Genomic DNA, 15,577 nt, shown 5'->3' on the forward strand with positions numbered 1-15,577 from the left:
GAATATGGTAGGAAACGTAAAGTTAGCAGAGCGCCGCCTCAGAAAGAAAATAGCTTCTTCAATAAATGTTCCTGAAGAGAAAGCCTTGGACTATTATAATCTAATTGCTTTTTCTGAAAAAGACGGGACTCTCAGTAAGTTTGAGACAAGAGCGGTTTCCTATACAAATTACTATATCTGTCCACTAGAACAGGTGGTAATAAGCGAAAATAAGGAGCTGAGAATAAAGAGTATAGATTCACTTATTAACATTGGCTCTGACCAAACATTTACCAAAGGTACAGCTGTTTGCCGCTTCATAGGTTTCTCTAACCCGCCTATCCTCCTATTCGCAAAACCTTCAAGCGTGGAAACCGACAAGATCGCTGATGAGATTAAAAAATTGGAGGCATACATAGAGAAGCTGGAAGAAGAGAGAAAGAGCGGAAGAATATCGAAAGACGTGTATGAAAAGCTGAAGGAGGAATACGAGGAAAGACTTGAAAAATTAATAGATAAGCTTCCATTATGAGTATTAATTGGTTGAAGGATATAAGATAAAAATAGTGTACCTAATTTATACTGTGTACCTGTAGGGACATTTTTATTCTAAAAGCTAATGCTATTCTTTAGAATATTTTTCTTTTAGTGATTTATAAGTCCTTTCTGAAATCTTTCCTTCTTTAAATAGTTCTTCAAGCCTCTGTAATTTCTCTTCTTTCGTCTCTGCTCCTACTAATGATACAACAGGAACTACTGAGACAATTCTGGTCTCCTTATCTATTCTTATGGAGTATTCTCCTTGCATGTTTATATTTGCAAATATTTTTTCTAAATCTTCTTCGCTCATTTTGAACTTTGTTGCTAATTCGCCCAAGGTTAGCCTATTATTATAGCTACTGATTGTACCTATTATAGTCTCATCAGCCTTTTTTATAGAATTCATCAGAAAACTTTGAAAATAACCTATCAAAGCATCTACTATAGCAAACAAGATTAAAAACCATATGAAATCATAGAAAAGAGGCATCTGGAAAGCTTTTATTAAAGACTCTGTCCTAATAATCCAAATTACCTGGAAAAGCAGGTAAGCAAAATAAATCAAAAACAACCCTCTCTCAACATATCTTATTATTATCATTCGCGATGAAATAGCACGTTGAGTACTGCTCATTTTAAACTAAATTTATTATTTGCCTAATTTAAACTTTATTCTGAAAACATTGGAAAGATCTTATCTGAGTCCATTCATTTCTTCCACCTGTTTATCAGCTCCTCGATCTTTTTCTCGTATTCGGTCTTAAGTTTTTCATAGATTTCCATAGAAACTTCTCTCCTCTCTTTTAACTGTTCAAGTCTCTCTAAATATTCTTCATATTTTTTAATCTCAGCCTCTATTTCTTTAATACGTACAGAAGTCAAGGATGATAAAGATAAAGGAGTAGGTGATTTCCATATTAATCCTCCAATGCCCCCAGATAGGAGAAAAACGATGCCTATGGAAAAAACCTTCAATAAAATAGATAATTGATTCAGGGGATCTTCCATATAAATAACGACCATAACTACTAAGACTCATTATACCGAGAACTCCAAGGATAAAACTGATTCCAGAAAAGACCAGTAGAATGATAGAACCAGCAGTAACTATGCTCTTATCAGTAGAAAGCATGAGAAATGCACCTATTAGAAGAAAAGTTATTATTCCAGATCCTATAGCGATTATTAATCCTCCCACCCCATAAGGAGCCATTAAGCTCGACACAGCTAAACCGCTCACGGTAAGGAAAATAATGCCTGTAAGCGATAATACGAATGCTATTTTTATTTTATGCATTTTTAAGTTAACGTAATATTCTTGTTTTTTATCTTTTTTGCAATACTAGCTAATCTTGGATAGTAGTTATACCTATGCTTTTGCTTTTAAATACTGTCGGGACATTTGGAAAAACTCGATTCAAAAAAAATTCACAGTAGAAAAATTTATAAAGAAGCTATATTATATCAACATGAAATGAAGAGAATAGAGTTTTTTAAAGACAGGCGAGGTATAAGTGGTGTGGTGGTAGCTATATTACTTACGGTAATAGGTATTGCAGGTGTCGTGCTCCTTTGGACAGTGATACTGCCGATGTTTACTAATATAGATTTTGTGATATTGAATGCAAAGTTGCTGATTACGAATACCGGGAAATGTTTCATTGAGATAGAAATAATGAATAGTGGTGGTATGGATATAACGAAGTTAAAAGTTAAAGATGCAGAAGGAACTTTCGGTGTTGAGAATCTCTTAGATGCGGGGGAAGTTCTCAGAAAAGGAGAGAAAAGAACCTTTGTTAAAGAAATTTCAGATAAGGGTATACAATCCGGCAACACATACCTTATTCAAGTAACAGCCGAAGGAGGCGGGCGTTATACTGATAAAACAATATCTGTAACTGCTGTTAGTCAGTAGCTTATTATTAATCCCCTAAACGTAATCTGTTTTTCGTTTTTCTGAAAAAATAGTGGTATTAATAAAACATAGCCATCATTAATTGTCTTGATTTGAAAATAAATTTGTTTAGAAAAGAGGAAAAATTTACCATGTTGAGCTCTTCTTTTTAAGAAAAAGGTTTGGTATGCAACGATGTCAATGTTTTGTTAATTAAAAACTTAAAATATCCTGTCTAATTTCATAGAGTGATTTTGTTGTTTTGAACCTCAAAGTTATATAGGTGTAAAAACTTTATATACGTCTTCTTTCTTTATCTATGGGAAATGCCTGAGTCAATAACTATTGTTGTACCCACGGAAGGAAAACAAATCGAGATAGAAGTTGAACCCTACCATACCCCAAAGGATATAATAGACCTAGTAATAAGTCAGCTTAAGCTGAGAAGTGGTGAATGGGTGTTGACTCTAGGAAGCAAAGAAATTACATCGAATGATACGAGAACACTGGGAGAAATTGGAATAAGAAATGGAGATGTGCTACATTTAATGCCCAGAGTAATAGGAGGAATGTATTAATAACCGAAAGGATTTAGAAATGTTACCGATAAATCTATTGCTTAAAAGGCTCGAAAACGAGGAAAACGAACTTCGGAATTCTCCTTATGTCAGAAGATATTTCAAAACAGATTATTTTTCTGGAGAAAGAGGTAGAAAGATGAACGTTTATACAGTGTACGGATGGGAGGAAGTTGAAGTTGTTAGAACATACGAAGTAGAGTTTGAAGCACCATGCTACTACAGGCCTAGAGAAGGAGCGGACCCATTGCCGTTGACTACAGGCGTTGTAAGGATCTACGTTTTAAGATGGTATCCATACTATGACGACAGTAGGCGGCTAGGGGCTCCTGTAAGGCTGGTTTGGTTGTCTCCTATATTCCATCCGAACATTGCCCCCGGGGAAAGGTTTGGAGGGAACGGTGTAGTATGCTGGAATTTATTAAAAGCATCGATGACAAAAATGTCACTTATTGGGATAATAGAGGGCTTAAGGGTTTTAATTTCTAATCCTTATCCTGACGATCCTATTTCAATCCCGAAAATTTGTAAAGATGCTGCAGAATATTTTAAGAAGCATCCTCCTCCAAAATTGCTGAGGAAAAATGTCTAGTTATAGTAATGATATCTATGAAGCTTACATTTCAATTAAGGCTTTAGCAAAAATAGAGAATCATGCTGCCTTAAATGAAAATGTTGAAGTACTTGGTTTCCTTCTTGGAGATTTTTGTGAGTGGAATGGAAAGAATTATACTTTAATAATAGATAGTCAACCTGTCAAAAGCATCTCAAAGCCAGATATTGTAAAACCCCATGAAAATTCTTTAGCAAAAGCCTTAAGTAAAATTAGTAAGACATTAAAAGAAAATATTATAGTTGGTTGGTATCATTCACATCCTGATTATGGATGTTTTTTATCTTCTATTGATATTCAAACTCAAAAAAATTTCTTTTCAAATCCTAATCATATCGCATTAGTAATTGATCCAGTAAGAATGGAACTAAAGTTATTCAAACTTATAGATGATTCGTACAGGGGAATATCGTTTGCTGTTTTTGAAGAAGTGAAGAAAAATGAATAATGAATATGATAGTGTTAAGTTAAAGGTTAAAAAGATTATTGAAAGAGAGGTAAAGAAAATTCAACCGCCAATTCCACCAAAATACAGATATGTAATTGTTCATCCGATTGGTGAAATGCCTTTCCATTACCGACCTTTTTTAAAACAACTCAGGAAATACAGCCATATTAGGAATAAAGATATTTGGAAACTTGTTGTCTGTCTTCTACTTTTAAATTCTATTCTAAGTATACCATTGGTTTATTTTATTTTTATACTTCATGTTCAGATGACTTTAAACGAAATAAATATTATGCATTTAGAAGGAAATAAAGTAAAAATATCAGTAAGAAATATTAATTGGTTCGTTAACACCATTACAAATGTCTTTACAGAATTATCTGTTAAATCAATTCCAAGTAATACTACAATAAAATTAAGCTATGTCGATGAGATCGATTTTCCAATCAATGAGAACGATAGATTGCTAGTTGTCAATGTGGAGGTCAAGCTTTTAGGTATTTTACTATTTAGAGGGGTGAGATTTTATGAGTTATAAGAAATTAAATGTTATCTTATTTTTACTAATATCACAATCATTGTTTATCAATATCAGAATACTCTGTTCATCTAATAATCAAGCTATCATATTTATTTTTAGGACTTTAGATGATGAAATTCCGATCAACGGCTTTCTTATCTTAAAGGCTTATAACAATTCCTTTTTTAAGAATTACGAAATAGTAGATGGAGAAGTTAAGCTTCATCCCAATTATAATAATCTTAATGCAAGCATTATTTGGGTTCCCTTTAACAGGACGATAATGGAGCTTGGAAAAATAGCAAATATAAACCCTTCTGGATTCATAATTTTAAAATTAAATGTAATAAATACCAAGTTAAAATGTGATACTCCGGGTGTAAATATTTCTAGAATAAAGCTATATCTCAATATTTATGATGAAAATCAGTCAAAAATTTGGGAAATGTACGAAGGGTCTATAAATTTAACTATGCCTGTTAGTGCTCAATTCAATTATAACGTAATTTATCCTTTTTTGGGAGAAAATTTCACAATATGTAGTGGAGAAATAAGTGCTAAGAAGGAACAAATCCTTAAACTAGATGTAATCGATATTAAAAGCATATGCATAAGATTAAGTAAAGCTATAAGCAATATAGTAATAAAGCTCGATTACGGCGGGAATTCTCTTTTCATAGGAAAAACCAATGAAAGCGGGATCTTAAAAGCACCCTCTTACATAATTCCAACTTCTATCGAGAATCTTTATTGGTTAGCTTTATATGAGGATAAAGAGGTTGGAAAAAGTCCATTTATAAAGGAGGATATGGAGGTCGTTTTGAATATAACTGATATCTACTTTGTATGCCTAAATTTTATCGACTTAGATGGAGGAAAAATAGGATATAACGAATTAGAAATTTATATAAATAAAACTCGATTAGAAAAACCCTTTTTTACACTTCTGGGTGGCAATTATATTTTGACAGTTAAACGTAGAGCAGATCCCTATTGTTTAAACGTTGGCACAAATATGACAAACCTTCCAGTAAATAAAGATATCAATATGACAGTAGAATGTAATTTAAGGAGATTTAATGCGCGTATCCACCAATTACAAGTCGAATGGCTTATTGGTGTTTTTAACAATCAACCAGTTTTATTACAGTATTCTGATGACATGTTGATTCCTTTTGGTACATTTTCCATGTATTCAAATAACTCTCTTATCGGGTACTTAAATAATAATGAAATTGGATTAAAAGTAGTTAAGCTATCGGAGAAAGTAGAAATAGTAAGTTATGAGCCGAGTTTAATATTAAACATTCCGGTGTTAATTATCCTTCAGTTATTGTCCCTGGTGCTATCAAACATTATCCTCATAAAATGGTATAAATCCAGAAGGAAATCGGTTAATTAGGCCTGGTTAAGTTGAGCTATTTTGACTAAATCAACATTATTGCAATTCCAACATTTTTCATTAGGGACAGATTTAAGCAATTCATTAATACAACTTTCATGATAAGGAGTTAGACAAGATGGACAAAATAGAAATTCCTCTATGGATTCAACTTTTCCCATGCATACAGGACACTTAGATAATAATACATCGTTAACATCAAGCATAATCGTTGAAGTAACTTTTTGTTGATTCTCCTCGCCTCTTATCAAATTTATAGCTTTCGGAAGAACCGTTATTCTTATTGGCAGAATATCACGGCTTTCGTATTCAGAAGGTTTAATTAATCTCATTTGATCTCTTGTAACTGATGGAATAACTATTCTGCCTTCTCTTATTTTTACCAATGGAAGTGGGATTTCAAAGTCTTTACCATTAATATCAACAAGTAAAGCGATAGCATGAAGAGTATTTGTCTCAACAAATATTACATTCTTGACTGTACCTACAAACCCTTCTTCTGAAAATACTTCCTGTCCACTTATCCTGATTTTTCTAAGCATTATTGTATTGTTTACCTTGCCATAAAATTAGAATATAAGCTTTATCAACATTAACTATGATATTTCGATGAGATGCTTAGGAAAAGTTTATATTCGTTTTATTTGAACATTAACTTAATGCTGACGGTAAAAAGGATTACTACAATTACCCCTGTTTCTCCAAAAACTATAAAAGTTTCTCCTTTAAGAAAAGATAGTATAAGAATTAGATCTATCCGCAAATTACCACATTTTTTAAAAAGCCTTCTGGAAATCTACGATTTAAATACGTTGATTTCAGAAAGAAGAAACCTGCTTAGAGTCGAGGAACTTACTATCCTTAGATTAATTGAAGAAAAGAATGAGAGAAATAAAAGAATTATTCTGCAGGTTTTAGAAGATACTCATAGGAAGATTAATATGTTAAACCTAAAAATGTATGCCTTGTTTCACGAGATTCCAATTTCTGAAAACGAAATAGATAGTTGGAAGAAAGAAGTAATCAACATTATTGACTATATCTATGATGCACAAATGAATAATGTAGAATATCCATGTAATCTTGAAGAGTTCTTAAGTTCTAAAGTTTCTAAATTGGTTAATCTAAAAGAAGCACTCGATTATAATATTAGTGAGTTAGAAAAAAAAGTCGAAGAATTTGAAAAGGAACTTGACAATATTGAGATAAAATACTCCATAGGATTATTAGATAAAGCAAGTTACGATTTTATCAAAGGTAGAATCGAAGAAACCTTGGAAAATATATTTAGCGAGCTTAAGGAATTAAAGCATTTTAGTATGCAGATAGGGTTTGCATCTAAAGTTCAGCTAATAGAAAATAACTTACGTGAAATTCTTCAACAGATTACACAAGTTGAAGAAAAATATAGATATAATGAAATTAATGAAGAAGAATATAACAGATTAATAAGTGAATTAAAAAAGAAGGAAAGTAATCTGAATGAACAACTGACAATACAAAGAAAGATATTTACAGAATTTTGTGAAAAAATAGGTATGCTAAAGTATAAAGGATTTCTTAAAAAGATAGAAAAGTTATTGGTATAGTAGAAATAATGAGTATAAGGAGAATTAATAAGTATGATATCAATGAAGATGTTTTTAGTAGACAAGTTCTTATAGAGGGATGGAATCAAAAAACCATAGAAAAAGGAAAAGTTTTCTTGGCAGGTGCAGGGGCTCTTGGTAATGAAGTTGTAAAAAATTTAGTTTTGGCGGGAATAGGAAAGATATATATAATGGATTTTGACTATGTAATAAAAGCTAATCTTAATAGATGCATTCTTTTTGATCTTGAAGATGCCGAACTAAAAATTCCAAAAGTCGAGGCTATTGCAAAAAATATAAAGAAGATATTAAAAAACATCAATACTGAAATAATTCCAATTAATGGAAATTTACTAGAAATAGACGAAAATGAAGATTTTTTAAAAGAGGTTGATATATATATTTCTTGTTTAGATAATGTTGCTTCAAGGCTTAAATTAAATCTATTATCCCTGATTAATAATAAACCTTTAGTAGACGGTGGAATGGAAGGTTTTGAGGGATATGTAAGAGTAGTAATTCCGGGAAAAACTGCCTGCTTAGAATGTGATATGAATAAAGAAGTAGTTTCAGAAAGAATTTCCTGCAGTGGAAGAATGCTAGATAATGGAATAGTTCTCCCTCTTTCTTCAGTTTCATCAACTACTTCTATAATTGGGGGGGTTCAATCTCAAGAAGTGTTTAAATTATTATTAGATAAAGATAATAGCAAATTAAAAGGACTTGCTGGTAAAATACTGTACTATATGGGAAGTGTTAACTATATATCAATAGTTGAAGTAGATAGGAGGAAAGATTGCATATGCAACGATTTCTATTAATAAACTTCAAGAAAAATAGGGATTGGAAAAATGTCAAGCGATTTAGATAAAGATTCTATAAAACTTCTAAAATACATACTTTCTCATTCAAAAAATGGAAATTTAACGATTTCTTTAGAAGACATGGTTAAGCAACTTGAAATGAATATTAATGATATATTAGATGCTTTAAAAAAGTTAGAAAAGATGGGAGCTATAAAATTAATGCAACCTCCAACTCCAGATTTTATTTTTAAGTCTTTAATATCTGAGGCTGCTGAATATGACTTAATGTATCTATTAGAAAGAATTGATGAGAAAACATATAAAAGGAAACTTGAAGAAATAGCATCTCGATCTAGCCTAAAAGATTTAACTATAGATAAATCCTGTTTAACTTCTAACATAGTCGATTTAAAGGAAGCTTTAAACGATATGGAATATCTATTAAAAATCATTCATGAAATCGTGATTTTGCCTTCAATGGAAAAGAACGAGAAGCAGAAGATTATAAATGATTTTTCTAACGAATTTCTTACATGTTTGGTTTATGTTAATAGCTTCCTAAGAAAGCTGGAATTTTTAAGCGAGGTAGTTTCAGAATCCTTAGAAAACTTTAAGAAAGTAAGAATCAAGGCAAAAATAATTGTTGAAGAGAAATTTGGAAAAGAATATGAAGAATTTAGAAAAAATGCGATTGAGAAACTTATTAACTTTTTCATATTAGGAAGCGTTTTATATCCTGAAGCATTTTATATGGGAGAAGAAAGCAGAAAATGTGATTCATGCGGAAAAGAAGTGGAAATATACTGGAGATATTGTCAGTTTTGTGGAGCAAATATAAATAAAGTTTTTTTGGCAACAAACCTAGTTGAAAGAAAACAAAGAATATGTTACAATTGTAAAAACGTTTTACCGTTAAAAAGCGAAGTTTGTCCTACATGTGGATTTAGTTTTTCTGAAGAAATAGCACGTATGGAAAGAATTTTATCTAATCTCAGAGAAGAGTTAGAATTACTAAGCGCAAGGGCAATTATAGAAGGAAATGATAGCGTAATAAATGAAATGAAGGAGAAAGAAACAAAATATAACGAGGCTAGGCTACACCTAGAGGAGTTGAAAAAAGCCTTTCAAGAACAAAAATTTGTTAATGCCGAGACAATGAAATATTTAATAGTTGACATTGATATAAAAAAATTTTATTCAATTTTACTAAAGAAAATTACCATATTTAGAGAACTAATGAATAAAGCAGGACTCCGTATCGATAAGTCTTTTGAAGAATCAGTAAAAAATATATTGGAGAATGAAGAAAAAATAATGGATCGTATCAGACATATTGTTAATGAAATACCTTTATCTCTGCAAGAATATCATATAATAGTGGGAAAGGATGAGAAATCGTTAGTTTGTAATTCTTGTGGATTGAAAAATATTGAGAGTGCACTTTTCTGTATAGAATGTGGAAATAGGCTTTAGGCTACTTTAAAGCAGTATTATTTGATTCCGGGATTTAATAAAACATTACACTTTTTGGTTTTTAAAAAAGAAAACTTTATGTACATCCGGCACTTATATTAGGTGAAACATAGTAGATGACTTTCCTTAAGCTAAGTAAGGATGATGCAGGTAAAAAATCCAAGAAATTCGAAACCTTTCCAAAAATAAAAATAAAAATCTTCTCTGCAGATTTAACCGGAGTAAGGAAGGAAAAGGAATATTTTGTAGAAAATACTCAGACTAAGATAATAATTGGCGAGAGAGAGGGTCTGGGAGTATACCTTGTTCAAGATCCACTAATAACTAAAGAACAATTGGAGATACTTGAAAAGACAGCAGGCGAATTGATTTATTCAGAATTAAAGAAAGAAGATATCCAAAAAATATTAGAAGAATTAAAAATAACACCTGGTCTTAAATATCTCATAATTAGAGAAATTAGTGAAGATAGGTACTCTAGCATAGACCCATTAATGCAGGATCCAAACATAGAGAGTATTGAGTGTACTGGCGCAAATGCTTTTCTGACTGTGAAATACTATGGTATAGGTCGCTTAACAACTAATTTGAAATACGATTCTGAGGAACTAGATCAACTAGTTCAAAGATTAGCTTATAAGGCAGGCAAAAGCATATCAAAAGCTAACCCGAGAATAGACAATGCTCGATTGCCCGATGGGAGTAGGCTTGCCGCAAGTTATATGGGAGAAATAGCAGGATCATCTACATTTACCATAAAGAAATTTCCTAAAACGGGATGGACACCCGTCAAGCTTTTGAAAAACAATACACTGACTCCGCAAATCGCTGCTATACTTTGGATATTTATGGAGAATAAGATGCCTATGCTCGTATGTGGGGAAATGGATTCTGGGAAAACTTCACTTGCAAATGCCATATGTGGTTTTGTTAAACCAACAGTTAGAATAGGTACGATAGAGGATGTACCTGAATTTAAGCTTCCAGTAAGACCTGAAAGTTGGTTAAGACGCTTTACTAGAGAATCACTTACATCGGATGGAAGACCGATAACGACGCAGGAACTCTTAAAACAAATATTAAGAGAAATTGTTGATTACATAGTTGTAAATGAAGTTAGAAGCGAGGAAGATGTACCCACCTGGATAAATGCGATAGCTGCAGGTAGTGGAGGAATTACAACTTTTCATGCACCAAATTTCGATGAATTATGCACAAGGATGCAACATCTCGGTATAAAAAGAGAAGAACTAACAGCATTACGAGGAGGAATAATTTTCATACGTAAGATAAGTGAAATGGGAAAAAGAAGAATAATTGAAATTGGCCATGTAATTCTAAAGAATGGTGAAACAAAATATGAAAGTTTTGTCTCATACAATATTCACAACGATTCTTATACCGTAGATCATGCAAAGCTAATGAATTCAAAAACTGTTGAATATCTATCAAAAACAACAGGCATTAACTTTGAAGAAGAATTGAAAAAAAGAACAGAATACCTCCAATGGTTAAAGGACCTTGCAGATAGAGATCCAAATGTTTTAGAACCCGAAGGGTTCTTGAATGAAATCAAAAAATACTATAAAAATCCTGAATACTATAAGGATCAGCAGTTGCCACCACTAAGAGAAGAAAAAGAAAAGGAGAATATGCTCCAACAAATAGACAGTACAGATATAGATGTTACTAAACCAAGGACTATTAAAATGATGTCAATTTCTAAAAGGCAATTGAAAATTAAATCTATTAGAGGAGTTTCAAAAAGAAGTCCACAGATTAGAAAAACAAAGGAGTGTAAGAGAAAATTCTGGTCACGTAAGTGATGTATCATGTTCAATATAGATAGGTATTTGTATTTAGCCCAAGCAGGCGTAACGCCAAGCAAGTTTAAAAAAACGTTTCTGACAAATATGTTAGTAGCTTTTTCTTTTTCATTCTTATTACTTTTTATTTCGCTTTTATTCAAATCTCATCTACTTCCAATATCAATACCTGACGAAATGATTTTCAACATATTACTCTGGTTCTCGCCTTTCCCATCGGTTATCACTCTTATACTATCTGTTGAACCATTATTAAAAGGTTATAATGAGTTAAAGCAAGTCGAAAAAGAACTTCCTTTCACATCAGCCTTACTTACACTTTATGGCGTAGCGGGTTTGCCCCCTTCTTCTGCCATAAGTAAGTTAGGTTCCTTTTCCGATATCTTTCCTGCCAGTGGCAGGATGTCGAAAAGAATCGAAAAACTTAAGCAACTGTATGCACTGGATGAATGGACAGCAGTTAAAAAAGAGGCAGAGATAATGGGTTCGGAGGCAATACAGGATTTCATTTTCTCGATAGTAGGTACAATAAGAAGTGGCGTAGACCTCTATATAATGTTAAGAGATAAAATGAAATCATCCTTCATGATTTTGAAGGAATCATATGTTCGGCTGTCAGAGACAATGAAGACAATGGCTGATGTGATATTGGTTCTATTCGGAGTACTCCCTATGGTTCTCTTTACACTCTATTCTATGTTTGCAACTCGAGAAAGTCTTCTTCAAATACAGGCGTATTCTTATGTTTTTGTTCCGTTGTTAACCATGCTTATAATTTGGATAATCGACTCCTTATATCCGAGAACTCCAATATCCTTCATGAATTTTTATAAGAGAATTATCTATTATGTCCCAATATCCGTAACTTCTGGAATAATAATATTTTTTGTTCTTCAACTTTTATCAGAAGTAATTAATTATATTAGTATGTATATAATAACCTTATCCTTGTTTTTCGCTATCTTTCCAGTATCAGTCATCGAGGGGATTCGTTTTTACAGAAAGATTCAAAAATTAAACAGGATAGAAAATATGCTTCCAAGCTTTTTAAGAGATATGACTGAAGAAATTAAGAGAGGGGTTTCTCCAATCCTTGCTATAAGCTCGTTAGTTAAAATAAAAACATATAATAAAGAATTTGATGAATTATTAAGTAAAGTTGAAAGAGCAGTTGTCTCAGGTTCTTCCTTTGAGGATGCCGTCAGATCTGTGAAGGATGATCTCTCATGGAATGGGCTGGTCATTTTTTCATTGCTTTCAGAAGCGATTAAATTTGGTGGCAAGGGTGAAGTCTTTGAAGAAGTTACTAATATAACTAGGGAGATTACCGACACGAATAAAGTGATAAAACAAAACATTTCCCCATTGAAGATGTTCAGCTTTATGACAATGATGCTATTAATATTGGTTATTGGTATTCTTATCAGAATCATTGTAATCCCACTGAGTGAGTGGGGCTCAGTATTTTCTATGGCTCAAACTCGAATAGCTTCTGTAATGATGTTTAGCTTTCAAGTAGTGTCAAAAGAGAAACTCCCTTCTTTCATAGACATAGTGTTTTCAGGAATGATTATAAACGCTGTTTCTTTAGGATTATTAACTGGAAAGATTAGCGAAAATAAAATTGGCGTAGGGCTTATATATGTGGTGATCTACTTGTTAATCTCGCTGGTTTCCATGTTCATAATTATGCTTGGTGTAAATATAGGATGAACGCTGTGCTAGAGGCCGCTGTTGGAATCGCACTGTTCATCATAATTATTTCATTTACAACATCTAGAGTGCAGGATGTTTTCTTAGCAAATGCACAAGAAGCACTTTATGAATCTCTTAAACAAAGAGGATATGCAATATCTAGTTTCATAAAATTATGGTTAGAAACTAGATTCGACTCCATAGATGAGATTAAAAATATGGATGAAGAAAGTTTTAAAAAGGTTTTTATCTATAGGGACATTCCTGTAGCTTATTATGTGAAGATAAGTCCTATAGTCGAAGTTGTAAAAAGGAAAATGTCTGGAGAAATAATAGAAAGCATGGAGAATGTAAATGCTATAGAGAAAGGAAATAAAGAAATTTCAAGTCATGCCATAAGGATAGTGGATATGGCTAGGATTAAAAATGTCCTATGGTTGATAGAGGTGTATTTATGGGTTGAGTAAAAAGAGGGGGCAAGCAAGGTTAATAGAATTATCACTGGCATTAATTGTTCTATTGCTTGGCTTCTTAATCATAAATTTCTTGAATGTTTTAATGGTTAGTACAAAATCCTTTAGGGACTTGTCCAATGTGGCTAATAGAGTTTTGACCATGCTTGACGAAAGAGACGTTCTTTATTGGATGATTTATGGTGAAGATGGAAACGGGAATGTTGAATTCTCAAGAAAAGTTTTAGAATCAATTTTACTACCTTCCTATGGGTATAACTTGACCGTTTACAATAAAGATTGGGAAATGCTGTGGTCAGTATCCAGACAATTCGATGCGAAAAGATCGGCAAGCGAGGTCTTCGTTTACCTAACTTTTAACGGCAAGGAAGATGTTAGAGTGATAGTTCTAAGCATATCAGGTGGGGAATGATGGATAAGCGTGGAGGATCATATATTATAGCGACCATGATAATTATGTTAACAATCATCATCGCACTTATTTACTCCCCAAGGTTTATGGAAGAACCTCCAATCTCCGGAAGGACAGAGTTACTTGAAAGCGTTTTAAAAGGAATATTGATATCGGAAATTGCCAATAGGACGAGGAAGGCCTTTGAATATTTTAAAGAGTATGTGGAAAACCCCGAAACCGGAAGTTTAGAAAATGTGGAAAAAAGTTTGAAAGAAAACAATTTTTTAGGAGACAAGAAACTAGGAGGTAATCTTATTAAGAGCATTTATGGTATAACCATTAAAGAGTTCTGCGAAGAAAAAATAGAATACCACATAGAGGAAAACAGGATACAGGATAGAAACTTAGTCAGCTTGACGTATTTAAACTTGACTTTAAAATACGATCTAACTGATCCTATTCTAGGAAGACTTAAGAGATCTCGAAGCTATTACATGAACCTAAGCAAAATCAGTATTAAGGAACTCGGTATGGCAAGCGGGACCATCCTCCACAAGTTGGATATTGAGTTCAACTTAGAAGATAGTAATGGAAAAGCTAAATATGTAAAGTATATGGTATATGTCCTAAACAAAACGAATCTGGAAGAAGTGATATACGGCGTTGCAGAAAGCGATGATGGACATTATGAATTAAGCGTTTTAATCAGACCAGAATATTTCATAGAAAAAAAGGAATTTGGAATAATGTTAATGGTAAGTGGAAACAGAGGTGAAACACTATGGGCCGTGATAAAAGTAAATTAGGGATGGCTGTCCCTGCTGCAATCGTCCTCTTCTCAGTACTTATCATGGCGGCAATCATAGCGTTCAACATTGCAATTCATACGGTAGAAATGAGCAGGATGCAAAGCTTAGGAATCTACTCTCTAGAACACATCAATAAGGCTATCATCTATTGCCTCGCAAATCCTCAGTCCTCCGCTGAAGTAATGGTCTCACTATCTGCAGACGAAAACATAGAGTTTGCTGAAAATACCATTTCATTCACATCGAAAAACAGAGCTGAAAAATCCCTCTTAGAAACATTACGCTCCCAATCCAATCAATACGAGATCATGATTAAAGCAGAAATAAAAGACCTAGGTAACGGAATAAGCATATCGTATAAAAGAATACTTCCTGAAGGAAGTGAAGAATGGAGAAAAATTCGCTTCGCCCCAGTCAAAATCACTCAAGGAAGATACAAGATAATCTTTCTCTCAACATCCTTCACCGATATAAAAGTGGCCATTATACAGCTTTGATTACAAGACGCACTACCTATGTAGTAATTCTTCTTTCTCTG

At 32.7% G+C, this 15,577-nt stretch carries 19 protein-coding genes; 16 read left to right on the plus strand and 3 right to left on the minus strand.

Annotated features, from left to right (window positions below):
• A partial coding sequence (locus ABIK75_06910) for a hypothetical protein (GenBank protein MEO0090812.1) occupies positions 1-511 on the plus strand: 511 nt, incomplete at its 5' end.
• 90 nt (positions 512-601) lie between these two features.
• On the opposite strand, the gene ABIK75_06915 is transcribed toward ABIK75_06910, so the two are convergent.
• Positions 602-1,120, minus strand: coding sequence for a PCI domain-containing protein (locus tag ABIK75_06915; protein ID MEO0090813.1), 519 nt, complete (start codon positions 1,118-1,120; stop codon positions 602-604).
• 107 nt (positions 1,121-1,227) lie between these two features.
• Positions 1,228-1,527, minus strand: coding sequence for a hypothetical protein (locus ABIK75_06920; GenBank protein MEO0090814.1), 300 nt, complete (start codon positions 1,525-1,527; stop codon positions 1,228-1,230).
• A 394-nt stretch (positions 1,528-1,921) separates the two neighbouring features.
• On the opposite strand from ABIK75_06920, the gene ABIK75_06925 reads away from it, so the two are divergent.
• The 6 genes from ABIK75_06925 (at position 1,922) to ABIK75_06950 (ending at position 5,974) form a co-directional block, all read left to right on the plus strand.
• Positions 1,922-2,434, plus strand: coding sequence for a hypothetical protein (locus ABIK75_06925; protein MEO0090815.1), 513 nt, complete (start codon positions 1,922-1,924; stop codon positions 2,432-2,434).
• A 305-nt stretch (positions 2,435-2,739) separates the two neighbouring features.
• On the plus strand, positions 2,740-2,991 hold the full coding sequence (locus ABIK75_06930) for an EsaB/YukD family protein (protein ID MEO0090816.1): 252 nt from the start codon (positions 2,740-2,742) through the stop codon (positions 2,989-2,991).
• Between the two features lie 19 nt (positions 2,992-3,010).
• Positions 3,011-3,583, plus strand: a complete 573-nt coding sequence (locus ABIK75_06935; protein MEO0090817.1) for a hypothetical protein — start codon at positions 3,011-3,013, stop codon at positions 3,581-3,583.
• The gene (locus tag ABIK75_06940; protein ID MEO0090818.1) at positions 3,576-4,052 is read left to right on the plus strand and encodes a hypothetical protein; all 477 of its coding nucleotides are present in this window, start codon (positions 3,576-3,578) and stop codon (positions 4,050-4,052) included. The genes ABIK75_06935 and ABIK75_06940 overlap by 8 nt, the downstream gene beginning before the upstream one ends.
• Positions 4,045-4,590: a hypothetical protein gene (locus ABIK75_06945; protein ID MEO0090819.1), complete on the plus strand. Its 546-nt coding sequence runs from the start codon at positions 4,045-4,047 to the stop codon at positions 4,588-4,590. The genes ABIK75_06940 and ABIK75_06945 overlap by 8 nt, the downstream gene beginning before the upstream one ends.
• Complete coding sequence (locus ABIK75_06950; protein ID MEO0090820.1) at positions 4,580-5,974, plus strand: hypothetical protein; 1,395 nt, start codon at positions 4,580-4,582, stop codon at positions 5,972-5,974. Before ABIK75_06945 ends, ABIK75_06950 begins: the two co-directional genes overlap by 11 nt.
• Here the strand turns inward: ABIK75_06950 and ABIK75_06955 are convergent.
• Complete coding sequence (locus ABIK75_06955; GenBank protein MEO0090821.1) at positions 5,971-6,516, minus strand: PRC-barrel domain-containing protein; 546 nt, start codon at positions 6,514-6,516, stop codon at positions 5,971-5,973. The genes ABIK75_06950 and ABIK75_06955 overlap by 4 nt on opposite strands.
• Before the next feature lie 117 nt (positions 6,517-6,633).
• On the opposite strand from ABIK75_06955, the gene ABIK75_06960 reads away from it, so the two are divergent.
• From ABIK75_06960 to ABIK75_07000, 9 genes are all read left to right on the plus strand, one after another.
• Positions 6,634-7,563 (plus strand): hypothetical protein, encoded by a 930-nt coding sequence (locus ABIK75_06960; protein MEO0090822.1) that lies wholly within the window; start codon positions 6,634-6,636, stop codon positions 7,561-7,563.
• A gap of 8 nt (positions 7,564-7,571) precedes the next feature.
• Positions 7,572-8,384 (plus strand): ThiF family adenylyltransferase, encoded by an 813-nt coding sequence (locus ABIK75_06965; GenBank protein ID MEO0090823.1) that lies wholly within the window; start codon positions 7,572-7,574, stop codon positions 8,382-8,384.
• Between the two features lie 30 nt (positions 8,385-8,414).
• Complete coding sequence (locus ABIK75_06970) at positions 8,415-9,842, plus strand: zinc ribbon domain-containing protein (protein ID MEO0090824.1); 1,428 nt, start codon at positions 8,415-8,417, stop codon at positions 9,840-9,842.
• Positions 9,843-9,958: 116 nt separating this feature from the next.
• Positions 9,959-11,668: a type II/IV secretion system ATPase subunit gene (locus ABIK75_06975; protein ID MEO0090825.1), complete on the plus strand. Its 1,710-nt coding sequence runs from the start codon at positions 9,959-9,961 to the stop codon at positions 11,666-11,668.
• A 6-nt stretch (positions 11,669-11,674) separates the two neighbouring features.
• Positions 11,675-13,381 (plus strand): type II secretion system F family protein, encoded by a 1,707-nt coding sequence (locus ABIK75_06980; GenBank protein ID MEO0090826.1) that lies wholly within the window; start codon positions 11,675-11,677, stop codon positions 13,379-13,381.
• A 5-nt stretch (positions 13,382-13,386) separates the two neighbouring features.
• Positions 13,387-13,830: a hypothetical protein gene (locus tag ABIK75_06985; GenBank protein ID MEO0090827.1), complete on the plus strand. Its 444-nt coding sequence runs from the start codon at positions 13,387-13,389 to the stop codon at positions 13,828-13,830.
• Complete coding sequence (locus ABIK75_06990) at positions 13,823-14,248, plus strand: hypothetical protein (GenBank protein MEO0090828.1); 426 nt, start codon at positions 13,823-13,825, stop codon at positions 14,246-14,248. The genes ABIK75_06985 and ABIK75_06990 overlap by 8 nt, the downstream gene beginning before the upstream one ends.
• A 44-nt stretch (positions 14,249-14,292) precedes the next feature.
• The gene (locus ABIK75_06995) at positions 14,293-15,036 is read left to right on the plus strand and encodes a hypothetical protein (GenBank protein MEO0090829.1); all 744 of its coding nucleotides are present in this window, start codon (positions 14,293-14,295) and stop codon (positions 15,034-15,036) included.
• Positions 15,012-15,536 carry a hypothetical protein gene (locus ABIK75_07000; protein ID MEO0090830.1) on the plus strand — a complete coding sequence of 175 codons (525 nt, stop codon included), beginning with the start codon at positions 15,012-15,014 and terminating at the stop codon, positions 15,534-15,536. The genes ABIK75_06995 and ABIK75_07000 overlap by 25 nt, the downstream gene beginning before the upstream one ends.
• Positions 15,537-15,577: the final 41 nt, after the last annotated feature.

The sequence above is a fragment of the candidate division WOR-3 bacterium genome (assembly GCA_039801725.1).
Lineage (GTDB): Bacteria > Hydrothermota > Tepidihabitantia > Tepidihabitantales > DTDR01 > DTDR01.